The sequence below is a fragment of the Lampropedia aestuarii genome (genome assembly GCF_004803635.1).
Taxonomy (GTDB): domain Bacteria; phylum Pseudomonadota; class Gammaproteobacteria; order Burkholderiales; family Burkholderiaceae_C; genus Lampropedia; species Lampropedia aestuarii.
Genome location: NZ_SSWX01000010.1, coordinates 46,411 through 68,350, shown reverse-complemented (window position 1 = coordinate 68,350; position 21,940 = coordinate 46,411). Strand labels below are relative to the sequence as shown.

The 21,940-nt window shown below is 60.2% G+C and carries 20 protein-coding genes; 4 read left to right on the top strand and 16 right to left on the bottom strand.

Features of this window, described 5'->3' with window-relative positions; genetic code table 11:
• Nucleotides 1-132: 132 nt before the first annotated feature.
• From E8K88_RS09215 to E8K88_RS09195, 5 genes are all read right to left on the bottom strand, one after another.
• Nucleotides 133-1,038 (bottom strand): EamA family transporter, encoded by a 906-nt coding sequence (locus E8K88_RS09215; RefSeq protein ID WP_420813567.1) that lies wholly within the window; start codon nucleotides 1,036-1,038, stop codon nucleotides 133-135.
• Nucleotides 1,039-1,064: 26 nt separating this feature from the next.
• Nucleotides 1,065-2,069, bottom strand: a complete 1,005-nt coding sequence (locus E8K88_RS09210; protein ID WP_136406377.1) for an NAD-dependent epimerase/dehydratase family protein — start codon at nucleotides 2,067-2,069, stop codon at nucleotides 1,065-1,067.
• Nucleotides 2,066-2,995 (bottom strand): bile acid:sodium symporter family protein, encoded by a 930-nt coding sequence (locus E8K88_RS09205; protein WP_136406376.1) that lies wholly within the window; start codon nucleotides 2,993-2,995, stop codon nucleotides 2,066-2,068. The genes E8K88_RS09210 and E8K88_RS09205 overlap by 4 nt, the downstream gene beginning before the upstream one ends.
• A gap of 17 nt (nucleotides 2,996-3,012) precedes the next feature.
• The gene (locus E8K88_RS09200) at nucleotides 3,013-4,308 is read right to left on the bottom strand and encodes a flavin-containing monooxygenase (RefSeq protein ID WP_476703254.1); all 1,296 of its coding nucleotides are present in this window, start codon (nucleotides 4,306-4,308) and stop codon (nucleotides 3,013-3,015) included.
• Between the two features lie 131 nt (nucleotides 4,309-4,439).
• Nucleotides 4,440-5,312: an SDR family oxidoreductase gene (locus tag E8K88_RS09195; protein ID WP_136406375.1), complete on the bottom strand. Its 873-nt coding sequence runs from the start codon at nucleotides 5,310-5,312 to the stop codon at nucleotides 4,440-4,442.
• A 99-nt stretch (nucleotides 5,313-5,411) separates the two neighbouring features.
• Here E8K88_RS09195 and E8K88_RS09190 point away from each other — a divergent pair, with 99 nt between their 5' ends.
• The gene (locus E8K88_RS09190; protein ID WP_136406374.1) at nucleotides 5,412-6,170 is read left to right on the top strand and encodes an IclR family transcriptional regulator; all 759 of its coding nucleotides are present in this window, start codon (nucleotides 5,412-5,414) and stop codon (nucleotides 6,168-6,170) included.
• Between the two features lie 36 nt (nucleotides 6,171-6,206).
• Here E8K88_RS09190 and E8K88_RS09185 read toward each other — a convergent pair whose 3' ends face one another.
• Entirely contained in the window at nucleotides 6,207-6,596 is a 390-nt protein-coding gene (locus E8K88_RS09185) for a hypothetical protein (protein ID WP_136406373.1), read from the bottom strand.
• Nucleotides 6,597-6,837: 241 nt separating this feature from the next.
• Here E8K88_RS09185 and E8K88_RS09180 point away from each other — a divergent pair, with 241 nt between their 5' ends.
• Entirely contained in the window at nucleotides 6,838-8,316 is a 1,479-nt protein-coding gene (locus tag E8K88_RS09180; RefSeq protein ID WP_136406372.1) for an aminotransferase-like domain-containing protein, read from the top strand.
• A 55-nt stretch (nucleotides 8,317-8,371) separates the two neighbouring features.
• On the opposite strand, the gene E8K88_RS09175 is transcribed toward E8K88_RS09180, so the two are convergent.
• On the bottom strand, nucleotides 8,372-10,087 hold the full coding sequence (locus E8K88_RS09175; RefSeq protein ID WP_136406371.1) for an AMP-binding protein: 1,716 nt from the start codon (nucleotides 10,085-10,087) through the stop codon (nucleotides 8,372-8,374).
• Between the two features lie 470 nt (nucleotides 10,088-10,557).
• On the opposite strand from E8K88_RS09175, the gene E8K88_RS09170 reads away from it, so the two are divergent.
• Nucleotides 10,558-11,295 carry a cyclase family protein gene (locus tag E8K88_RS09170; protein WP_136406370.1) on the top strand — a complete coding sequence of 246 codons (738 nt, stop codon included), beginning with the start codon at nucleotides 10,558-10,560 and terminating at the stop codon, nucleotides 11,293-11,295.
• 6 nt (nucleotides 11,296-11,301) lie between these two features.
• The gene (locus E8K88_RS09165; RefSeq protein WP_136406369.1) at nucleotides 11,302-12,192 is read left to right on the top strand and encodes a LysR family transcriptional regulator; all 891 of its coding nucleotides are present in this window, start codon (nucleotides 11,302-11,304) and stop codon (nucleotides 12,190-12,192) included.
• A gap of 10 nt (nucleotides 12,193-12,202) precedes the next feature.
• Here E8K88_RS09165 and E8K88_RS09160 read toward each other — a convergent pair whose 3' ends face one another.
• The 9 genes from E8K88_RS09160 to E8K88_RS09120 form a co-directional block, all read right to left on the bottom strand.
• A complete protein-coding gene (locus E8K88_RS09160; RefSeq protein ID WP_136406368.1) occupies nucleotides 12,203-13,138 on the bottom strand; it encodes an MBL fold metallo-hydrolase in 936 nt (311 codons plus the stop codon).
• 81 nt (nucleotides 13,139-13,219) lie between these two features.
• Complete coding sequence (locus E8K88_RS09155; protein WP_136406367.1) at nucleotides 13,220-14,668, bottom strand: aldehyde dehydrogenase family protein; 1,449 nt, start codon at nucleotides 14,666-14,668, stop codon at nucleotides 13,220-13,222.
• A 41-nt stretch (nucleotides 14,669-14,709) separates the two neighbouring features.
• Nucleotides 14,710-15,789 carry a tartrate dehydrogenase gene (locus E8K88_RS09150; RefSeq protein WP_136406366.1) on the bottom strand — a complete coding sequence of 360 codons (1,080 nt, stop codon included), beginning with the start codon at nucleotides 15,787-15,789 and terminating at the stop codon, nucleotides 14,710-14,712.
• 157 nt (nucleotides 15,790-15,946) lie between these two features.
• On the bottom strand, nucleotides 15,947-16,825 hold the full coding sequence (locus E8K88_RS09145; protein ID WP_136406365.1) for an NAD(P)-dependent oxidoreductase: 879 nt from the start codon (nucleotides 16,823-16,825) through the stop codon (nucleotides 15,947-15,949).
• A gap of 327 nt (nucleotides 16,826-17,152) precedes the next feature.
• Nucleotides 17,153-17,503 carry a zinc ribbon domain-containing protein YjdM gene (locus tag E8K88_RS09140; protein ID WP_136406364.1) on the bottom strand — a complete coding sequence of 117 codons (351 nt, stop codon included), beginning with the start codon at nucleotides 17,501-17,503 and terminating at the stop codon, nucleotides 17,153-17,155.
• 228 nt (nucleotides 17,504-17,731) lie between these two features.
• Entirely contained in the window at nucleotides 17,732-19,030 is a 1,299-nt protein-coding gene (locus tag E8K88_RS09135; protein WP_136406363.1) for an amidase, read from the bottom strand.
• A 122-nt stretch (nucleotides 19,031-19,152) separates the two neighbouring features.
• Entirely contained in the window at nucleotides 19,153-19,851 is a 699-nt protein-coding gene (locus E8K88_RS09130) for a DUF2848 domain-containing protein (protein WP_136406362.1), read from the bottom strand.
• 71 nt (nucleotides 19,852-19,922) lie between these two features.
• Nucleotides 19,923-21,206, bottom strand: a complete 1,284-nt coding sequence (locus E8K88_RS09125; protein ID WP_136406361.1) for a TRAP transporter large permease — start codon at nucleotides 21,204-21,206, stop codon at nucleotides 19,923-19,925.
• Nucleotides 21,207-21,818: a TRAP transporter small permease subunit gene (locus E8K88_RS09120; protein WP_136406360.1), complete on the bottom strand. Its 612-nt coding sequence runs from the start codon at nucleotides 21,816-21,818 to the stop codon at nucleotides 21,207-21,209.
• Nucleotides 21,819-21,940 lie beyond the last annotated feature (122 nt).

The window sequence follows — 21,940 nt, the reverse complement described above, 5'->3', positions numbered from 1 at the left end:
GCTCTGAACCTTGAAAACCGCAGCTAGGCAAATAGCCCTGCTGCGGTTTTTTTACGCCTTCACGCGGCTTGAAAATCCGGCCGCACCACACAGGCAGCTCCAGCGACGCAAAAGCGCCCCCACCCCATCCATCTATCGCACAGACGCAGGCTTGTGCCAGCGCAGCCTGCTGCCAAACTGGTTCACCAGCATGCCAGCAATGACTGCAGCGGTACCCAGCCATTGCCCAGCAGTAGGCTGCTCGCCGAGCACGAGCATCGCTGTGACCAGACCAACCACCGGCACCAGCAGTGAATACGGCGCGACACGGGCGGCCGAGTGGCGCTGCAGCAAACGGGTCCACAGGCTATAGGCCAGCACCGTGGCCAGCAAGGCCAGGTAGACAACGGCAAACAGCGCCTTGCCATCTGCGGCCTGCAGTTGCAGGACAATGCCTGCGCCGCCCTCCTGCAGCCAGGCCAGCAGCCAGAACGGCACAATCGGCACCAAGCTACTCCAGACGATAAAGGGCAGCGGCTGATAGCCCGGTGCCATGCGGCTGGCCTTGCGCACAATCATGTTCGACACGGCCCACATAAAGGCCGCGCCCAGGGTCAGTACAAAACCGGCCAGGGTCATTTGCAGCGCGCCTTCACCATGGCCTGTGGCAATCACAATCAGCCCACCAAAGGCCAGCACCAACCCCCACCACTGAGAAGCCTTGGCGCGCTCACCCAACAGGCTGACGGCCAAAATCAGCGTGAAAAAAGCCTGGGTTTGTATAACGACCGAGGCCATACCGGCAGTCATGCCCAAGCGCAGACCAAGGAACAACAGGCCAAACTGCCCCAGCCCCTGTGCCAGCCCATAGGCAACGACATAGCCCCAGGGCATCTTGGGGGGACGCACCCACAGCACAAACGGCAGCGATGCGGCCATGAAGCGCAATGCCCCGAGCACCATTGGACTGAGCGTTTGCAAGCCCAGCTTCATCACGACAAAGTTCAACCCCCAAATCACGATCACAGCCAACGCGCTAAGCCAATCGCTGCGTGACATCGACGTGTGCAAAATTGCTGCAGCACTCATGCCAGCACCGCCCGGTGCAATGGCCTGCCCTGGATGGCGCGCGCATCTTTGAACGCCTCAAATGCCTGCGCACTGGTTTTGCGCGGCACATAGCCCCATTGCTTGAGTGCGGTATTCAACAACACCGGCCGGTAGCGCAAGAAGTCCAGTTGTTCAGGCCCATAGCGGCTCACGCCCAGTTGGCTGCCCAGCCACAGCGCACTGCGCAGCAGGCCAGCTGGCAGGTTCAGCGTGGTCTTGCCAAGGCGCTGGGCAATCTCGTGGATGGACAGCGCACCATCACCTGCGAGGTTGTAGCAGCCAGGAGCTGCACCATCCACAGCGTGCAGGATCGCACCCGTTACGTCTTCATCCCAGATAAACACAAACGGGCTGGCACTGCCGCGAATGGCCAGCAATTTGGTTTTTTCAAACAAGGCGGTGATCTGGTTGTCGACCCGCTCGCCCAAAATCGTGCCAATGCGCAGCACAGTTTGCTGCAGTTGCGGACAGTCAAGGCGCCATTGCGCGAGCATTTCTTCAACCAAGCGCTTGTGGTCGGAATAGGCAAACACCGGGTTGCCGCGCAACGCGTCGCTCTCCACCAGCCAATCGGGGTTATCGGCGTAATAGCCATAGGCTGCGCCGCTGGACGAAACCACCACATGGCGCACGCCTGCGACCCTGCAGCACTCCAACACATTGCGTGTGCCGTTGACATCGACGTCGTATTCAAACGCACGGTTGGAGTCCTTGCCGGGCGTGACGATCGAGGCCAGATGCACCACGGTGTCTATCGCAAACGCTTGCAAGCTGACGGCCAGATGCGGATCGCGCACATCTTGCTGCTGGTACACCACGCCGGCATGGCGGCGCTCAGTGGGCACCTCGCGCACGTCCAGGGCCACAACCGTGGTGCCCGCGCGGCGCGCCAGCGCTGCAACTACACTGCGGCCTAAAAAACCGTCGGCCCCAGTGACCAGAATACGCTCTGCGCGCGGCATCACCATCGCACTGTTCATGCGTGTTCTCCTTGCAATTGAGGACTGGCCTGGGGCTTTTTGCGGCCCCACCAAGAGGCCAGCGCCAAGCCCGCGATGATGTCCCAAAAACCCCATACGCCAGCGACCACGGCCATGCCGCCCAAGCCGCCAAAAAAACTAAAAACCAGCACCAGCCCCAAGCCCGCATTGCGAATCCCCACTTCAATCGTCAGTGCGCGGCGTTCGTAGTCCGCCAGACCCGTGGCGCGGGCACACACATAGCCTGTGGCAAAGGCCAGCGCGTCGTGCAATGCAACGGCCAGCAACACCAGCCCCACATAGTCGAGAAAGAAGCGCCAGTTGCCCGCAATCGCACCAATGATGAAACCAATCAAGGCCACAAAGCTCAGGATGCGCACGGCCTTTTTGCAGCGCTGCGTGGCTTCTGAAAAGCGGTGCGCGCACCACAGGCCCAGCACAAACGGCAGGCCAATGATGAGGATGATGTGGCCAGCCATCTCCAGCGGGTCCAGCGAAATCGATTGCAGCAAGCTCGAGGCTGTTGGGTGCATGCCGCCCCAGAATGCAAAGTTCAGCGGCATCACGACAATCGCAATCGCGTTCGAGATCGCCGTCATTGATACCGACAGCGCCACATTGCCACGTGCGCGGTGCGTCAAAATATTCGAGACGTTGCCAGGCGGGCAGCAAGCCACCAAAATCATGCCCAGCGCAATGCTGGGGCCGACCTGCAAGAGCAGCGTCAGGCCATAGGTCACGGCTGGCAGCACCAGAAACTGCGCGGCAATGCCCACCGTCATGGCCCAGGGCATGCGGGCTACGCGCTTGAAGTCTTCGATGCGCGTATCCAGCGCAATACCAAACATCAGGAATGCCAGCACGCCGTTGAGCAGCGCCAGCGCGGTCGGGTCAAAGTTCAGCCGGATTTCATCGACAGGCAGCATCGCAATCTCCTTGGGCCTTAGGCCAGTTTGGCCACGGCTTCGCGCACCGCGCTGCGGTAGGCGTCCTTGTTCACATAGAAAGCCATGCGCTCCAATTGCAGGTACTGGTAGCCGCCTGACAAATCGGGTGCAGGCCCGGCAATCGCCGCTTGCAATTGCTTGGCCGCTGGCTGCTGGGTTTGCAGACCCTTGAAGTAACGCGCAACCAGCTCGGCCTGTTCGTAGCGGCCTTGCCAGCCCAGGCCACTGGCCTCAACCATGCCCAGCACCGCCAGCTGCGTGTATTTGGGCGCAAAAATGTTCATGTACAGTTTGGGCGCCATGCCCTGCCAGTTCAGGCAGTTGCGGTCAATGAATGGGTAGTGCAGGCTGTAACCGGTGGCCAGCAGCACCATGTCGTAGTCCTGCTGGCTGCCATCCTTGAAGTGCACCGTGTGGCCGTCGAAGCGGGCAATATCGGCTTTCACATGGATGTCGCCGTGGCCCAGGTGGTGCAGGATCAACGAGTTCACAATCGGGTGGGACTCGTACATTTTGTAGTCGGGCTTGGGGAAACCAAAGCGCACCGGATCGCCCGTGAACCACTTGAGCACCATGGTGTCGACTGTTTGTTTGAGCCAGCGTGGCAAAGGCCTTTTGCCACCAATCGTGTCAGCCGGTTTGCCAAAAACATACTTGGGCACAAAGTAATAACCGCGCCGCACCGAGATATCAACCTGGTCGGCGTAATGCACAGCGTCCACCGCAATATCGCAACCCGAATTGCCTGCGCCCACAATCAGCACCCGTTTGCCGGTGAATTGGCTGGCACGCTTGTACTGGCTGGTGTGCATCAGCTGGCCGGCAAAATGGCCTTCGAACTTGGGCACATTGGGCTCGGCCAGAATGCCGTTGGCAATCACCACGCCTTTGTATTGCGCGCTCTCGAGCTCGCCCTGCGCATTGCGCACGGTCACGCGCCAGGGCGTGTTCGTATCAGCGGCATCCACCGGCTCGACCCGCTCGACGCTGACGCCAAACCGAAAATGCCGGCGCAAATCGAAATGGTCAGCAAAATCGCTGAAGTAACGGCACAAATCGCGGTGGCTGGGGTAATCGGCCACGCTGTCGGCCATTGGATACTCGGCAAACTCGGTCATGCGTTTGCTGGAGATCAAATGCGCGGACTCATAGACGGTCGAGCGCGGGTTGGCAATATTCCACAAGCCGCCAACATCGGTGTGGGCCTCAAAGCCCTGGAATGCAACGCCCTGCTTTTGCAAATTGCGCGCACCGGCCAGGCCCGAGGGGCCAGCGCCAATCAGGGCGATCATGTCCTGCGTGGGTTCAAGAGCGGCAAGGGGTCTGCCTGCAGCCACAGGGGCAGGGCCAATATGGTTGGGGTTGCGCATCGGGTTTGTCTCCGTCATGGTGGTGGTGTGATTGCGGCTCATGCATCAGCGGTTTATTTGTTTTTTGCGCGCAGTTCAGTATCGCGGTGCGCATCCAGGCCTGGTATCGGGTTGCTCCCTGATTGGCCCCAGCGTGCCTTGCGCGGCTGTTTGCGCAGCAAGGCATCGGCCCAGGCATCGGGCAAGCAGTTCACCAGACACGAAAGCCAGCCAGTGCGCCGGGGCACCACGATGTGCGTATGGCCTTTGGCAATGCGCGCCAGCATCGTGCGTGCTGCCGCATCGGGCTCCATCAAACCGGGCATTGCAAACTGGTTGTGGGCGGTCAGCGCCGTACGCAGATAGCCGGGGCAGACCGTGTGCACACTCACCGGCGTCGTGCGCCACTCGGCACGCAGGCTTTCCAAGTAACGAATCAGCGCACCTTTGCTCGCGCAATATGCGCCATTGCCCGGCATGCCGCGCCAACCGGCAATACTGGCCACACCCACCAGCGCGCAGCGCGAGGCACCGTGGTTGTGCAAGGCCTGCACAAACGGCTGGAAGGTAGTGGCCGGGCCCAGCACATTGATCTCCAGCATGCGGCGCAGCACCTGAAGGTCCTCGGCCTGGGCGGTGTCAAAGCCACTGGCGACTCCGGCATTGGCAATCACCAGATCGGGCATACCAGCAAAGGCCAGCCAGTCCTGCGCCACTGCCTGCATCGCCTGGCTGTCGGCCACATCGATGCGGTAGCTGCGGGTGCGCTCAGGCGCCAGTGCGACCAGCTCGGCCAACGCGGGCTCGTGCATGCCCAGCAGCGCCACCTTCGCGCCTTGCGCGATCAGCTGTCGGGCCAGTGCCTGGCCCAAGCCACCACAGGCACCGGTGAGCACGGCGTTGCGAAAGCCGTGGGCCGCAGAAGAGTCAGTCTGGACAGCAGGCATCTGTGGCCTCCTTTGCAAAAAATAGTACTTGCCACGACTCTAGCTGAGATGGTTAAAATCCTGAAAATTATTATTAAATCGTCTCAAATATTGAGATTTATGACAAAACCACCTCTAACCCCTGGCCTGCGCCTGTTTGATTTGCTGGAAATTCTGGTGCAAGAAGCCCGCCCTTTGACACTGGCCGAAGCCGTGGCCGCCAGTGGCTGGCCCAAGCCCAGCGTGCACCGGCAATTGGCGCAGTTGGAGGCTGGTGGGCTGCTGGTGCGCGAACCCGATGGCCGCCGCTATGCGCTGGCACCGCGCCTGCTGCGTTTGGCTGAAGCAACTTTGGCAGGCAGCGCCCAGCAAAGCGTGCGGCATGCGGTGCTGCGCCAACTGGTGGCCGACATTGGCGAGAGCTGCAACTTCACCGCGCTGGCAGGCGTAGAAGTCGTGTATTTGGACCGGATTGAATCGGCTTTTCCGCTGCAATTGAATTTGCGCCCTGGCACCCATGTGCCGGTGCATTGCTCAGCCAGTGGCAAACTGCTGCTGGCGCACATGCCAGCCGCACAGCGCCATGGCCTGCTGCAAGCGCTGCCGCTGACACGCTACACCACCACCACGCTGACCACGCTTGAGGCCTTGGACGAGGAGTTTCGCGGTATCCGCAAAGAAGGCTATGCGGTCGATGCCGAAGAATTTGTCGACGGCCTGGTTTGCGTGGCCGTGCCGGTGTTTGGCCAGGACGCGCGCAGTGTGCGCTGTGCGGTGGCCGTGCAGGCGCCTGTAGCGCGCATGGGTCTGGCGCAATTGCTGGAGCGCCTGCCACGCTTGCAAGAGGCCGCCAAAGCCTTGGGGCGGACCTTGGTGTAAGAACTTAAACACGTTCTAAGAACCAGTTGACAAGACTCAACGGGCTTTGCAAATCACTACACGGCCGCTGGCGGCCGCCTGCGGCCCAGCGCGCTGGCTGAGCTGGTAGTAGCCAGATACGGGCACCAGCCAGGCATCGCCCTCATGCACAACCTGCTGGCGCTGCACCACCCATTCGGCCTGCCACTGCATGGGCAAGATGATGGTGCAACTGCCTTGCTGGACAAGCAGCCAGTGGCCGCGTTTCAGGTAGTGCTCGGTGCTGTGCGCTGCTGACAGATCGATGCTGGTGCGGCCCGCAGACGGGTTGCGGCCACCTGCCAGCAGGCGCTGCCAAAGCCTTCTGAACACAGGTTTGATGGCCACGCGCAACGCTTGAGAGGCTGGCGCCAAGGTGGCACGGGTAGGCAAGGTTTTATCAGTCATAGTCGCTCAGCAATCGCTGCCATAAACGCCTGACCACAACGGTCTTGGGCATGGCGCAACTGTAGTATTTACCCTGAACGCCCAACAGCCACAGCGCCGCCATCAGTTGGCGTGCACAGCGGCTGGCTAGCCGCTCTGTATCGGTCAAGAAAGCCGGTATCTGTATCGGTACAGATACTGCGCACAGTGGCACACTCTGACCACCGGCCGCTTATTCGTCCAAGGCCCAGGAACCGCTGCCATGCCCCCATTACCGCTTTACCTGCAAATTGCTGACCAGTACCAGCGCATCATCCACGCCGGTGGGCTCAAGCGCGGCGACCGCTTTCCATCGATTCGGCACATCATGCAAACCCAGCAAGTGAGCATGAGCACCGCCGTGCAAGCCTGCCATGTCCTGGAGGACTGGGGCCTGCTGCGCGCCAAACCGCGCGCTGGTTATTTTGTCGAGAATACCGACGCGCACCAACCTGTTGCCAGCGGACTCAGGCCTGCGGCCAATGACACAACCGCCAAGCCGCAGCAAGACCTGAGCCAACGCTATGATGGCTTGCACCAATTTATTTCTGAATGGATGGCCAAGGCCGAGCAATACCCGGTCAGCATCGACTTCATGACCGCCGTGGCCGCGCCCCGCTCTTACCCGACTGCGCAGCTCAACCGGGCGGCAGCCAGCGTATTGCGCCAGCACCCGGATATCCTGACCACCTTTGCACGCCGCTATGGCCACCCCAAACTGCGCACCGTACTGGCGCGGCGTTCGGCCGAGCGCGGCATGACGCTGCAAGCGGGCGACCTCACCATCACCCACGGCTGCATCGAAGCCCTGAACCTGGCGCTGCGCGCGGTCTGCAGCAAAGGCGACGTGGTCGCCGTCGAGTCGCCGACCTTTTATGGCGTCTTGCAGGCGCTGGAAGCCCAGGGTTTGCAGCCGCTGGAAATCCCAACCAGCGCTGAGCATGGCCTGTCACTCGACGCGCTGGAGATGGCCCTCGACAGCCAGCAACCGCCGGTGCGTGCCGTCATCTGCATGCCGACCTTGCACAACCCCCTGGGCTGCTCAATGAGTGACGCCAACAAAGAAGCACTGGTCGCGCTGTGCCGGCGCTACCAGGTGCCTTTGATTGAAGACGATATATACGCCCAAACCAGTGCCGAGCATGTGCACAGCAAGCCCGCCAAAGCCTGGGACAGCGATGGCAGCGTGATTTACTGCTCATCCTTGAACAAAATACTGGCCCCTGGCCTGCGCCTGGGCTGGATGGCCGCAGGCCGATGGCAGGCCCGGGTCGAGATGCTCAAATACAGCCAAAGCCGCTACCTGGATGAATTGGGCCAACTGACGGCTGCGACCTTCATGGACAGCCAAGCCTACGACCGCTATCTGGCGCGTTTTCAAGCCCGCCTGCAACAGTTGCGCCAGCGCGCGGTGCAAGCCATTGCCCAGCATTTTGGCAACCAGGTGCAAATGCTTGACCCCACAGGGGGCATGATGCTGTGGCTGCGTCTGCCCGACCATGTGCCAGCGCTGCAGCTGAGCCAGTTGGCATTGGAGCAAGGCGTGCTGACTTCACCCGGTCCAATGTTCTCGTCGAAGCCGCGCATGGCGCATTTTTTACGTATGTCATTTGGCGCGGTGTCAGAAGAACAGATCGAGCAAGGCATTGCCATTCTGGCCGAATGCATGGCCCGACTGGCTGCTGCGCCCACATCGCACTAACAGCTTAGACCGGCCACTGGCGGTAAGAGCCTGCAGCTTCCAAGCAGCTTGGTGCTCAGGCGTTGCGCAACTCTCGACGCAGCACTTTGCCCACTGCGTTTTTGGGCAGCTCATCGCGGAACTCGACAATCTTGGGCCGTTTATAGCCGGTCAAGTGCTCTTTGGCGTAGCTGCGCACCATGGCCTCAGTCAGCGCCTTGTCTTTGCGCACGACCACCAGCTTGATCGCCTCACCCGTTGTGGCATCAGGCACGCCAACCACCGCGCACTCGCGCACGCCGGGCAGCATCGCAACCACGTCTTCGACTTCGTTCGGGTAGACGTTGAAGCCGCTGACCAGCACCATGTCTTTTTTGCGGTCCACAATCTTGACGAAGCCGCGCTCGTCCATCACACCAATATCGCCGGTGCGGAAATAGCCATCGGCGGTCATCGACGCAGCCGTTTCTTCTGGCCGCTGCCAGTAGCCGACCATCAGTTGCGGGCCTTTGATCGCAATCTCACCGGGCTGACCCAGTGGCACTGGCTGGTCGCTTTCGTCAATGCATTGCAGCCAGGTGCTGGACATCGGCAAGCCAATCGTGCCGGTGAAGTTTTTGGAGTCCACCGGATTGCACGACACCGAAGGGCTGGCTTCCGACAGGCCATAGCCCTCGCAAATCGCGCAGCCGGTGCGCGCCAGCCACTCTTTGGCCACCGCCTGCTGCACCGCTGTGCCACCACCGCCAGCAATGCGCAAATGGCTCCAGTCAACCGAGTCAAACTGCGGATGGTGCAGCAGCGCATTGAACAAGGTGTTCACCGCAGGAAAAATATGGATGCGCTGGCCGCGCAGCGCTTTCAAAGTCGCATCCAGATCGCGTGGATTAGGGATCAGAATCGCCTTGCCACCATTGCGCATCGACATCATCATGCCCACGGTGAAACCGAAGATATGGTAGAGCGGCAGGGCGCAGACGCTGGTGATCTGCTCACGCCCTTCAATATCCGCAATCGCTGGGCGGTTCCAGGCTTCGGATTGCAGTGCATTGGCAATCACATTGCCATGCGTGAGCATGGCGCCCTTGCTGACCCCGGTCGTGCCGCCGGTGTATTGCAGCAAGGCCAGATCGCCATGGGCCATCACTGGTGTGCGCAAACCTGCACGCTCGCCAATGCGCATGGCTGCTCTAAAACGCACAGCCCCCGGCAAGTCAAACGCGGGAACCGCTTTGTGGCGTTTGCGCAGCACCCAATTCACCAACCTGCCCTTGATCGGTCCGAGCAAATCGCCGACCGAGGCCAACACCACGTGCTCCAGGGGCGTATGGGCCATGCACTGCTGCACGCTAGCGGCAAATTGCTCAAGCACCACCATCGCCTTGGCGCCGCAGTCCTGCAATTGGTGCTCCAACTCCCGCTGCGTATAGAGCGGATTGACATTGACCAGCACCAGACCGGCGCGCATCACCGCTGCGGCAGCGATCGGGTAGTGGATGGTATTGGGCAGCATGACCGCGACCCGATCGCCTTTTTGTAGGCCCAGCGACTGCAGGTAAGCGGCCAACTGGGCGCTGTAGCGGTCGATCTCGGCGTAGCTGTATTCGCGCTCCATGAAGCGGAATGCAGAGCGCTCAGAAAAACGGGCAAATGCATCTTCGAGCAGGTGCGCCAGCGATGCATATTCGCTGGCATCAATGTCGGCAGGCACGCCAGCTGGGTAATGTGCGAGCCAAGGGCGCTGTAGCGCTTCAGCGTGAGATGGAACAAAAGCGTTGCTGGATGCGTGCATAACAATCTCTCTGGCGTTGAAACTGGGAATGGGCTGCATCGTAGTGGATACGCGCCCTGTTTCCAACAGAGGGAGAGAAAGTATTAAAAAACGGTACCAATCATGCACGTCGCCATGACAAACGGCGACCTTGCGTGCATACCACCTGCACAGTAATAACCAAAAAACCTGCTGAATCATCGCTCCAACAGGCTTTCGTATCGGGTGGCCGGCCATTGGGCATGGCCGCTGCCGACTCAAGCATCAATGGATAGCAAGAAATGCAAATTAATGTTATTTTTTGAAGGAGTGTCCATGAACAATGCAATTTTGCAAAACAACTGATGGCACAAACTCTTAGCCACAGCACGCCAGGACAGCGTAAAAAACACCGCACCACACGCTGACTGTGCAGCCTAATACACTGGCACTTTTACACGCATGCCAACCAATGCTGCGCTGTCTACGCCCTTTTCTTCACCAGCACCGCCATGAGCCTTCTGCATCTTCTGACCGAACTCAAACAAGCCCAATGGGTCAACCTCAGCCACCGCATCGATGCCGATATTCCGATGTTCTCGGCCTTTGAAGCCCCTAGCGTTGAAACCTTGTTCACAGTTCAAGAGCATGGCTTCTACGCCAGGCGCTTTGCGTTTGCGACACAAACGGGCACGCACATCGATGCGCCAGGCCACTTTGTGGCTGGCAGTGGCATGCTGGAGTCGCTGGATTTGAAAGACCTGCTGCTGCCGCTGTATGTGATCAACCGCGAAGCAGCAGTGCAGGCCAACGCCGACTACGAGCTGAGCGTGGCCGATATTGATGCCTTTGAACAAGAACATGGCCGCATTCCCGCAGGCAGTTTTGTCGCCTTTGCCAGCGGCTGGAGCCGCCGCTGGCCTGACAAGGCCGCGTTTGCCAATGCCGACGAACATGGCCATGCGCACGTGCCAGGCTGGTCCCTGGACGCGTTGAAATTCCTGTTTGAGCAGCGCCAGATCAAGGCCGTAGGCCACGAGACGCTGGACACCGATTCGGCCGTGGCGTTTCGCCACAATAATGCCCTGATTGGCGAGTACTATGTGCTCGAGCATGGCTTTCAAGTCGAGGTGCTCAACAAACTCTACGAGCTGCCTGCCACTGGCGCGCTGATCTCGATTGCCTTCCCCGACTTCAAGGATGCGCCGGGCTTCCCGGTGCGCGCAATTGCGATCGTGCCGCAGCCCTGATCACCGATGTTGCCCAATTTAGATTCGATCCAGCTGTTTCTCTGCGCGGTGCAGTCCAAAAGCATCTCCAAAGCTGCTGAGATCAACCACATCTCGCTGTCGGCTGCCAGCCGCCGCCTGTCCCAACTGGAGCACCGCTTTGGTGTGGCGCTGCTTGAGCGCCGTGCCGATGGCGTCAGCGCGACTGCCGCTGGCCAGACGCTGGTGCAGTACGCCGAGGTTTTGCTGGCGCAGGTTGAGCAAATGCGCAGCGCCGTCAGCGATTACGCCCAAGGCGCGATGGCCAAGCTGCATTTGGCCGCCAACGTCTCGGCCCTGAGCCACCACCTGCCCGAGCAATTGGGTGCGTGGTCGCAGCTGTTTCCCAATATCCGCATCGAAGTCAGCGAGGCGCGCAGTGCCGTGATTGTCGATTGGGTGCGCCAGGGCATTGCTGATCTGGGCATCGTGACCGCTCTGCCCGAGCCCAGCTTGAAGTACACGCCTTACGTCAGCGACCCACTGTGCGCGATTGTGCCGCTGGCCCATGCGTGGCCGCACACGCACCTGCGCTTTGCAGACCTGCTGGGCGAGCCCTTCATTGGTCTGGACAAAGACGCTGCCTCGACCCAGCAAATGCTGCAGCAAGCCCAGCGCCTGGGCCAACCGCTCAGGCAATCGATCCAGGTGCAGTCGTTTGAGGCCATGTGCCGCCTGGTCGCCGCCCAACAAGGCGTGGCGATTTTGCCCAAGGTCGTCGCGACCGGCTTTCGCCAGCCGGGCGCATTTCGTTTATTGGAGTTGGATGACGAATGGGCCCAGCAGCGCCAGATGTTTGTCTGCACACGCCAGGGCAGCCTGGCTGCGCCGCTGGCGCGTTTTGTTCAGCACTTGCTGCAGCCCTTGCCTGCTCAGTGAATCAGGCCGCTCATGGCGCCTCAAACAGCGGCAGCGCCGGCCTTGGCACAAACACATAGGCATCGCCCTGCTGCACAATGCGGCCCAGACCTGGGAATGGGAAATGGCAGCCGAGGATCAGGTAATCTTTGGCGGCAATGTCCTGGAACACATCGGCGCGCGTGACTTTGGCCAGCGCAATATCGCTGTCGTAGCTGAACGACCATTCAGGGTGGGCGGGTTCAATCACGGCGTGGTGCGAGACATCGCCCAGATTCAGCAAGGTCTGGCCAGCGCTTTGAATCAAAAAAGAGGTGTGTCCGACCGTATGGCCTGGCGTGAGCATGGGGCGAAAGCCCGGCACAATATCCTGGTCGTATTGCAAAAACTCCATGCGATCGCGGTAAGGCAGCAAAGCCGCTCTGGCACCACGCGTACACAGGCCACGATGGCCTTCGGCATCGACTTGGCTCGCATCGGTCCAATAGTCAAAATCGTCCTGGTTGATCGCAATGCGCGCGCGTGGAAACACCGGCGCGCCATGCGCATCGATCAAGCCAAAGTAGTGGTCGGTGTGCGCATGGGTGAGCAAGACCCAGTCGATCATGTCGGGCGTGATCCCAACCTCGGCCAGGTGCTGGCGCAAGCGCCCACCGGTATTGCCGAACAGGCCACTCTCGCCCAAACCGGTGTCAATCAGGACCAACTCGCTGCCGGTGTCGACCAGCAAAAAATTGATGTCCATCGTGTAGGTGTCCAGCGACATCGCATGCATGGCCAGCAGGCGGTTGCGCTCTTCGGGGTCGGAGTCAGCGTACACGCCATCCATAGGAATCGACAGCATGCCGTCTGACACGGCCAGGCATTGGAAATCGCCCAGCGTGAAACGGTGGTAGGCCGGATTCTTGATCGCGGCAAGCGGGCGTGGGGCAGCGTTGTTCGTGCGCGTTGAAGTGGCTGTAGTCATGGTGTTTGTCTCCTGTGATGCCTGTGTTGCCTGTGATGGCAGGGCCCAAGCAGTCTTTGCTGCCTCAAGGCCAGCTACGCATTATCCGTGGTGAATTGCAATCGTCTTGAGCACGGTGAAACCGTACAGTGCCTCAAAGCCTTTTTCACGGCCGTGGCCACTGGCTTTGACGCCGCCAAACGGCAGCTCCACGCCACCGCCTGCGCCGTAGTTGTTGATAAAGACCTGGCCGCAGCGCATTTTGCGCGCCACGCGCAATTGGCGTGCACCGTCGCGGCTCCAGATGCCCGCAACCAAACCAAAGTCCGTGCCATTGGCCAGGCGCACCGCTTCTTCCTCAGTGTCAAACGGCATCACCGCCAGCACCGGGCCAAACACTTCCTGCTGGGCCAAGGCGCTGTCGGCCGGGACATCGCGGAACAACACGGCTTCCTGGTAGAAGCCTTTGCTGCTGGCCTCGGCATGGATGCGCCCACGCGCAGCCACGGTCAAACCTTGGGCTTCGGCCTGGCCGACAAAACCGCGCACCTGCTCGTATTGCTTGCGGTTGACCAGCGGGCCCATGTCCAGGTTCAGCGCAGGTGGGCCGCTTTGCAAGGCTTCAAAACGCGGCACCAGGGCGGCCAGCACCTGCTCGTAAATCGTGCGCTGCACCAGCACTCGGCTGCCAGCCGAGCAGGTCTGGCCGGCATTTTGCGCAATCGCGTTGACCAGCACCGGCACGGCGGCTGCCAAATCAGCGTCTTCAAAGACGATTTGTGGTGACTTGCCACCCAGCTCCAAAGTCACGGGACAGTGTCTTTCTGCAGCAGCCAGCGCGACCATGCGGCCGGTTTGGGTTGAGCCGGTAAACGAGATATGTGCCACGCCTGGGTGCTCGGTCAGCGCCTGGCCTGCTTCACGGCCATAGCCTGTCACCACGTTCAAGGCGCCTGCTGGAAAGCCCACTTCTGCGGCCAGCTCGGCCAGGCGCAGCAAGGACAGGCTGGCGTCTTCCGCCGGCTTGACCACGCAGGCATTACCGGCGGCCAATGCAGCCCCTACCGTGCGGCCAAAGATTTGCATCGGGTAGTTCCAAGGCACGATGTGGGCTGTGACGCCATGCGGCTCACGCACCGTCAGCACCGTATACCCGGCATTGAATGGCAGGGTTTCGCCATGCAGCTTGTCGGCTGCGCCCGCATAGTATTCAAAGTAGCGCGCCAAGGCGTTCGCATCGGCCTGGGCGGTTTTGAAAGACTTGCCGCAATCGATGGCTTCGAGCTCGGCCAATTCCTGTGCGTGTTCGGTCACAGCTGCGGCAAGCTTCATCAGCAAGCGGCTGCGCTCCAGCGCCGACAACCGGCCCCAGGGGCCATCAAAGCTCTCGCCCAAAGCGGCCTGGGCGGCTTGCACGGCCAGATCGATGTCAGCGGCATGGCCCTGGGCCAATTGCGCCAGCACCTCGCCATTGCTGGGGTCGAAACTGTCTAAATACTGGCCGGCGCTGGGCTGGGCCCAGGCGTTGGCGATGAAATGGTTTTTACGCATGGCTGCTCCTTGTTCTTGGGGGTTGGGCACAGGCGGTGCAATCAGGCATTCTCAATGCGCTGGGCAATCGCCTGACCAATATCGGTAGTGCGCGCCTGGCCGCCCATGTCGGGGGTGCGCGGGCCGTGCTCGGTCACATACTCTACCGCTTGCACAATCGCTTCTGCCGCTTGCTCAAAGCGCGCATCGCCCTGGCCCAGGTGCTGCAGCATCAACGCGCCCGACCAGATCTGGCCAATCGGGTTGGCAATGCCTTGGCCGGCAATATCGGGCGCTGAGCCGTGCACCGGTTCAAACAGCGAGGGAAAGCGCCCATCGGGGTTCAGATTGGCCGATGGCGCAATGCCAATCGTGCCGGTGCAGGCAGGCCCCAGGTCAGAGAGGATGTCGCCAAACAGGTTCGAGGCCACGACCACATCAAACCAGTCCGGGTGCTGGACAAAGTGCGCAGTCAAAATGTCGATGTGGAATTTCTTCACCCGCACATCGGGGTAGTCTTTGGCGACCACTTCGACCCGGCTGTCCCAGTACGGCATCGTGATCGAGATGCCATTGCTCTTGGTCGCCACCGTCAGCGATTTGGCCGGGCGCGAGCGCGCCAGCTCAAACGCATAGCGCAGCACCCGGTCAACGCCGTGGCGGCTGAACACTGCTTGCTGCGTGGCAAATTCGCGCTCTGTGCCTTCAAACATCAAACCGCCAACCGACGAGTACTCGCCCTCGGTGTTCTCGCGCACCACGATGAAATCGATGTCACCGGGCTGGCGGTTGGCCAGCGGTGCTGGCACGCCGGGCATCAAGCGCACCGGGCGGATATTCACGTACTGGTCAAACTCGCGGCGGATTTTGATGATGGACTCCCACACGGCTGTGTGGTCGGGAATCAAATTCGGCATGCCAACGGCACCAAAATAGATGGCGTCATGGCCTTGGATCTGTGCCTGCCAGTCGCTGGGCATCATCGTGCCGTGCTGCTGGTAGTAGCTGCTGCACCAGTGAAACTCGTCAAACGCCAGCTCGATGCCGAACTTTCGGCCAGCAGCTTGCAACACGCGCAAGCCCTCGGACATGACTTCGACCCCAATGCCATCACCGGCAATGACTGCAATTTTCTTGACCATTCCAATAGGCTCCAGACGAGAGGTGCGGCGTGCGGCTGCGCTCAGCGCACGTCCAGGCAATAAGAAAAAGATCCGCGCCTTGCTGGGCGGGAGTTCATGGCAGCATGCCGCTGGCAGCCAGGCCACAGGCCCACGTGCCAGCGCAAATGCACGGTGTTTAGCGGCTCTCAGCCAGCAAGCGCACCAGCTCGGGCACAAAAGTATTGGCGCCGCCGCTGTCCACCGCTGCGCCATAGGTCTGCTGCACGGCCTGGCCAATGCGCTGGGCCGACTGGCTGTCGCCAGCCATTTGCACGTAGTAGTTCAAATCTTTATACGCATTGGCCATCGCAAACGGCAGGCCCGAGGCGTCTTGCGAGACGATGTAAGGGCGCAGGCGCTCCAGCGGCACACCGGCGCCGCCGCCAGCGGCCAAAATATCGACAAAACGCGCCGCATCAACACCGTTGTGCTGCGCGCAAGCCGCAGCCTCGGCAATCAGCGCAATGCTGCCCAAAGAGACAAAGTTGTGCAGCAATTTGAGGCTGTGGCCATTGCCGACTTCGCCCACATGGTGCACTTGCTCGGTGAATGCAGCTAGCACTGGGCGCACATGCGCCAGCACGGCCGCATCGCCGCCAACCAGCAAGTGCAAGGTGCCGTCATGCGCGGCCTGGGCGGTACGTGTCATCGGCGCATCGAGGTAGTTGCCGCCTACTGCACGGACCAGCTCAGCCATCTGTTTGGAGACCGCAGGCACCGAGGTCGAGCAATCGACCACCGTGCAACCAGGGCGCAAAGCCGCCACTACACCCTCTGGGCCAGTCAGAATCGCCTGCACTTGCTCAGCGCCTGTCACACACAGAATCAGCACATCTGCGACCTGGGCCACTTGCTGCAGTTGCAGGCAAGGCACAGCGCCAGCTGCAAGCAAATCATCTACCGGCTGGTTGCCAGCGTGTTCGAGAAAATGCAAGGCATAACCGGCCTTGAGGATATTGCGGGCAATGCCATGGCCCATCAGGCCCACACCAATCAGGCCGACTTGTATTGTCATTGTGTCTCCGTCTCGTTGTCGTTGTCGACAAGCGCCACTGCCACCAGGCCTGCGCCATGCCAAGTATTGACTGGCCACTATAACGAGACTTGCAGGCTGCACGGAAGACGAATTTGCTCAAGCCAGGCCTTGAGCGAAACGCAAGGCAGCTCTAGGCCAACTCGGCAAAGCTCACGCTGTGGCCTTTGTCGTCCATAGCGGCGGCTATGGCCTGCGAAAGTTGCCTCGCAGCCCTTCTCGATACCGCGTGCATCCCTGCCACGCGGGTTTTGCAGAGCGTGCTTTGGCGAAGAGCGCACACGCCAATCAGCCTTGGGCAGAAGCCGCTCAGGCTTTCTTGACGAACTCGGATTTCAATTGCATAGGGCCAATGCCATCGATCTTGCAATCGATGTCGTGGTCGCCCTCAATCAAACGGATGCTGCGCACCTTGGTGCCAACCTTGACCACCAGCGAAGAGCCTTTGATCTTCAAATCCTTGACCACTGTGACTGCATCGCCGTCCTGTAAGACGTTGCCCACCGCATCGCGCACCACGCGCGCAGCGTCGTCCTCAGAGGCATCGGCGTTATTGCCCTCAGCTGGCCACTCGTGCGCGCATTCAGGACAAATCAGCAGGGGGCCGTCGGCATAGACAAATTCGGATTGGCATTGGGGGCAATGGGGCAAAGTAGACATAAACGCGTGGTGCAGAGCGATCAAAGCAAGTAAATGAAACGGCTGGCAAGATACACCAGTGCGCAGCAAACAGGCTGCAAAGCAGCAATACGTGACTAAGCGAGTGCGGCTTAGCCTGCCTGCACGGGCTGGTTTTTTGCATGCGAGCGTTTACTAGGCATGCAAAAAAACGGCCACATTCCAAACCGGATGTGGCCGTTTTTTAGCGCCTTGGGCTGCCGCAGGCTTTTACAACGCCTTTTGCAAGGCAATGCCCACAGCCAGCAACGTGCGGTCGCTCAAGCGCTGACCGGCAAACATCAGGCCCACGGGCAGTGCTTGCGCGCGTTGTGGTGCAGGAATCGAGAAGGCCGGCAGGTCGTAGAAGTTGAACACCGAGGTATTGCGCAAAATCAGCGCGTTGGCCTTCATGAACGCGTCTTCGGCAGCCAGGCTGTCAATCGTTGGTGCAGCAAACACCACCGTAGGCGCCAATACCAGGTCGTAATTGGCCGCGCGCGCATCCCACTGTGCGTGCAGGGCGCTGCGTTGCTGTTGGATATGCACGTAGCTAGCCGCATCCAGGGTTTGGCCGCGCTCAATGCGGCTGCGCACCAGCGGATCGTATTCGCTCGCACGGGCAGGCAAATACGGCTGGTGGATTGCCGCAGCCTCAGCAGCAATCAAAGTGCCTTTTTGCTGCAGCGCGAACGGGGCCGTCAGCAGGTCATCCCACTCCACCTCCTCGACCACCGCGCCCAAGTCCTGCAGGCGCGCCAGCGCATGCTCAAACGCCTGGCTGACAGCCGGCTCGATCTCGGTGAACAAAAAGCCACGTGGTACGGCAATGCGCAAGCCTTTGACACTGCGCTCAGGCAATTGGCTGGCCGCAGCAGGCAGGCCAGCCAACACCGCATCGGTGGCGGCGCAATCGGCCAGATTGCCAGCCAAAGGCCCCACGGTGTCGAGCGTGAAAGACAATGGGAACGCACCCGCGCGTGGTACGCGGCTGACAGTGGGTTTGAAGCCGCTGATGCCATTGAGCGCGGCAGGAATGCGCACCGAGCCGCCGGTGTCTGAGCCAATCGCAATCTCACACATGCCCAGCGCCACAGCCACGCCTGCACCTGACGAGGAGCCGCCAGGGATGCGGCTGGCATCGCAGGCATTGCCAGGCGTGCCGTAATGGGGGTTGATGCCAATGCCTGAGAAGGCGAACTCGGTCATATTGGTTTTGCCAATAATGACTGCACCGGCGGCGCGCAAGCGCGCGACAATTACCGCATCATGCTCGGCAGCCGCCGCTGTTTGCAGCAGCTTGGAGCCAGCCGTGGTGGTCACGCCTGCCACATCGAACAAATCCTTGACGCTGACAATGCGCCCATCCAAGGGGCTCAGCGACTGCCCGCGCGCTGCTCGGGCGTCTGCGGCTGCGGCTTCTTCACGGGCCGACGCTTCAAACACATGCGTGAATATCGCTTGGCTGCGGGCTGCATCGGCGTGGATGGCGGCCAGGCATTGCTCTAATACTTGTAATGAACGGCTCATGGGGCACTTCACTTTCAATTCAGAAGATCACAATGAAAACAGCCCCAGACGGGGTAGCGGGAGGCTACCCGGCCAAGGGCTTGTGTTTATCTGTCCATAGGACTTGGCAGTTGCTGCGCTGCTCAGGCCACATCAGGCAGGCATTCGACCTGGTAGTTCCAAGTCAGGCTGCGCTTGAGCACCGGGTCAAACAATTCCATCTCCAGATTGCCTGCAGCGCGGATGCCACCAATCGCACTGACGGTGCCACAGGTCATGCCAGTGCCAGCTGGCCATTGTGCCGCGTCCAGGGATTTCAGGTAGCCCGCAACCAGGTCATCTGGTGTGCGCAGCGATGCCAATGGGCCTTCCTGGTACAGCGTGCGGGTGCCATTCTCGTCAATCCATGAGCGCAGCACAATCTGGTCCCAATGGGCTTTGACGTCATCGAGCAGCCACGCAGTCGTTGCCACAGGCTTGATGCACACTTGCTTGGACATGGCCACGCTGTGCGCTTCGAGTTTGCGGTCAGTGTGGTCAGAGGCAATCGAGACCAGCCACTGGCCTTGGTGCTGAAACACAAACACTTCGATCTCACCGGAGCTTTCTTGACCCACGACTTGCACGCGAGCCGCTTGCGTGCATTGGTTCACGGCCACGCGGTAGTACAAAGGCACACTGCTTGGGCGCGGCACGCCCAGCTCGGCCAGCTCTTCAATATGGTGTTCAATCGCAGCCAGATCGCGGCCAGCCCAGCCGGCCACGACCAGGTTTTGGAATACCACATCGGCTTGGAAGGCTGCGCCAGCTACGGGCGTCACTTGGAAATTCAGGGTTGTCATCTCAAACACTTTCAAAACACACCAACGGATGCGCGCAGCCGGTATTGGCTGCTCGCAAAAAGGGGCCGCTCTTAGCCGGCCAAATTAGGCAGCCACAGCGCAATGCCCGGCAGCAGCGTCAGCAACACCACCATCAGCAGCATCGCTGCAACAAATGGCATTGCACCAATAATCACGGCAGTCATCGAGCCCGCTTTGCGCAAGCTCTGCACGACAAACAGGTTCAGGCCCACCGGTGGTGTGATCAAGGCCATCTCGACCAACACGATGATCAAAATACCCAGCCAGATCGGGTCGTAACCCAGCGCAAACATGATCGGGGCAACGATTGGGATCGTGGTGATCATCATTGACAGGGTTTCCATGAAGCAACCCAAGATCAGATAAAACACCACCAAGGCCACCAGCATCATCACAGGCGACAAGCCCAGGCCTTCAATCGCTGAGGTCAATGCATTGGTGATGCCGGTCGCAGCCATGACGAAGTTCAAAAAGCCAGAGGCAATCACGATCAGCATGATCATCGCCGAGGCACGCATGGCCCCTTCAACCGATTCGCGCAGCATGGTCAGCGTCAGGCGGCCGTAGCAAGCAGCCAGGATCAAAGCGCCTGTCACGCCCAAAGCCGCAGCTTCCGTGGGAGTGGCCAAACCGGCATAGATCGAGCCCACGACCAGCAAGAAAATGATCAGCGGCGGAATCAAATACACCAGGGATTTGAAGCGCTCGCCCCAGCTGGCCTGGACTTTTTTGCCGCCCCATTTCGGTTTGATCAGGCAGGCGACGATGATCGTCAGTACAAACAAACCGGCCATCAGCAGGCCCGGAATAATGCCCGCCAGATACAGCTTGGGCACCGAGGTATTGGTCAGCACGCCATACATCACCAGGTTGATCGATGGCGGCAGCAAAATACCCAAGGTGCCGCCAGCGGCCAAGCTGCCCAAAAACAGCGGCTCGTTGTAGCCATGCTTGTGGATTTGCGGCAAGGCCACGGTGCCCACGGTCGCAGCGGTTGCCACGCTGGAGCCCGAGGTGGCCGAGAACAGCGTCGAGGCGCCGATATTGGCATGCATCAAACCGCCTGGCAGCCACGACAGCCACAGACTCATCGCGTGGTACATCTTCTCGGCAAAGCCCGAGCGCAGCAAAATCTCGCCAAGCAAAATGAACAGCGGAATCGCCACCAGCAAGAACTCGTTGTTCGTGCCCCAGGCCAGCTCGCCCATTGCACGCGTGAGCGGCAGCATTGAGAACTCGTGGTCCAAAAACAGGCCCAGCAAGCCCAGAGCCGCGCCCACCGGAATGCTCAGTCCAATCAGGACGAGCAAGACAATCAAAGTCGTTACAACCATTTAGCGGCTCCCATTTACCATGCGCTCGCCATTGGCGGCTTCTTCTTCAGCTTCCTCTTGCGCAGAGCGCACGCCGCAAATGGCGTTGAGGGTGCTGATATCGCCGGTCACCAAGGCCAGTGATGCGCGAATCAGCATCAAGGCCAGCACCAAGCACATCCACACCAGGCCGATAAACCACAGGCCTTGTGGAATCCACAGCGGCGTGGCCATCGTGCTGTTGGCGGTCGAGCCTTGCAGATAGGACGCCAGCACCAGGTCTTTGGCATAAAAAGTCAAGAAGGCAATGAAAACGCCCAGGCCCACCAGCGCCAGCCAGTCGACCACGGCGGCAATGCGAACCGGCAAAAAGTGGTAGAGCACGTCTACGCGCACGTTGGCGCGCTGCAGCGATGCAAAGGCAAACGCCCAGGTCGTGCTGATTGCAAAGGCGTAGCTGGAGAGCTCATCGGCGCCGCCCAGATTCCAGCCAAAAAACTTGCGTGCCAGCACATCAAAACTGACCAGCAATACGCTGGCAATGGTGATGGCACCACCAAACCACACCGCATAACGCGATATTTGGTTGGCCCAACCATAGAGGCGGGCCAACAATGACACAGAAGTCGTCATAGTCGAGAAGTCTGTTGAATTGAAATTACCACGGTCTCAACAGGCCGTGTTCAGCGTAGGTGCAAACCATAAAACCTGCCGCGCAATTTCGTGAGAATTACGCGGCAGGTCTGATGGCATCG

Excerpts from the sequence above, each read along its gene's own strand:
- E8K88_RS09215 (WP_420813567.1), bottom strand. The coding sequence starts at position 1,038 with ATGTCACGCAGCGATTGGCTTAGCGCGTTGGCTGTGATCGTGATTTGG.
- E8K88_RS09210 (WP_136406377.1), bottom strand. The coding sequence starts at position 2,069 with ATGAACAGTGCGATGGTGATGCCGCGCGCAGAGCGTATTCTGGTCACT.
- E8K88_RS09205 (WP_136406376.1), bottom strand. The coding sequence starts at position 2,995 with ATGCTGCCTGTCGATGAAATCCGGCTGAACTTTGACCCGACCGCGCTG.
- E8K88_RS09200 (WP_476703254.1), bottom strand. The coding sequence starts at position 4,308 with ATGATCGCCCTGATTGGCGCTGGCCCCTCGGGCCTGGCCGGTGCGCGC.
- E8K88_RS09195 (WP_136406375.1), bottom strand. The coding sequence starts at position 5,312 with ATGCCTGCTGTCCAGACTGACTCTTCTGCGGCCCACGGCTTTCGCAAC.
- E8K88_RS09190 (WP_136406374.1), top strand. The coding sequence starts at position 5,412 with ATGACAAAACCACCTCTAACCCCTGGCCTGCGCCTGTTTGATTTGCTG.
- E8K88_RS09185 (WP_136406373.1), bottom strand. The coding sequence starts at position 6,596 with ATGACTGATAAAACCTTGCCTACCCGTGCCACCTTGGCGCCAGCCTCT.
- E8K88_RS09180 (WP_136406372.1), top strand. The coding sequence starts at position 6,838 with ATGCCCCCATTACCGCTTTACCTGCAAATTGCTGACCAGTACCAGCGC.
- E8K88_RS09175 (WP_136406371.1), bottom strand. The coding sequence starts at position 10,087 with ATGCACGCATCCAGCAACGCTTTTGTTCCATCTCACGCTGAAGCGCTA.
- E8K88_RS09170 (WP_136406370.1), top strand. The coding sequence starts at position 10,558 with ATGAGCCTTCTGCATCTTCTGACCGAACTCAAACAAGCCCAATGGGTC.
- E8K88_RS09165 (WP_136406369.1), top strand. The coding sequence starts at position 11,302 with ATGTTGCCCAATTTAGATTCGATCCAGCTGTTTCTCTGCGCGGTGCAG.
- E8K88_RS09160 (WP_136406368.1), bottom strand. The coding sequence starts at position 13,138 with ATGACTACAGCCACTTCAACGCGCACGAACAACGCTGCCCCACGCCCG.
- E8K88_RS09155 (WP_136406367.1), bottom strand. The coding sequence starts at position 14,668 with ATGCGTAAAAACCATTTCATCGCCAACGCCTGGGCCCAGCCCAGCGCC.
- E8K88_RS09150 (WP_136406366.1), bottom strand. The coding sequence starts at position 15,789 with ATGGTCAAGAAAATTGCAGTCATTGCCGGTGATGGCATTGGGGTCGAA.
- E8K88_RS09145 (WP_136406365.1), bottom strand. The coding sequence starts at position 16,825 with ATGACAATACAAGTCGGCCTGATTGGTGTGGGCCTGATGGGCCATGGC.
- E8K88_RS09140 (WP_136406364.1), bottom strand. The coding sequence starts at position 17,503 with ATGTCTACTTTGCCCCATTGCCCCCAATGCCAATCCGAATTTGTCTAT.
- E8K88_RS09135 (WP_136406363.1), bottom strand. The coding sequence starts at position 19,030 with ATGAGCCGTTCATTACAAGTATTAGAGCAATGCCTGGCCGCCATCCAC.
- E8K88_RS09130 (WP_136406362.1), bottom strand. The coding sequence starts at position 19,851 with ATGACAACCCTGAATTTCCAAGTGACGCCCGTAGCTGGCGCAGCCTTC.
- E8K88_RS09125 (WP_136406361.1), bottom strand. The coding sequence starts at position 21,206 with ATGGTTGTAACGACTTTGATTGTCTTGCTCGTCCTGATTGGACTGAGC.
- E8K88_RS09120 (WP_136406360.1), bottom strand. The coding sequence starts at position 21,818 with ATGACGACTTCTGTGTCATTGTTGGCCCGCCTCTATGGTTGGGCCAAC.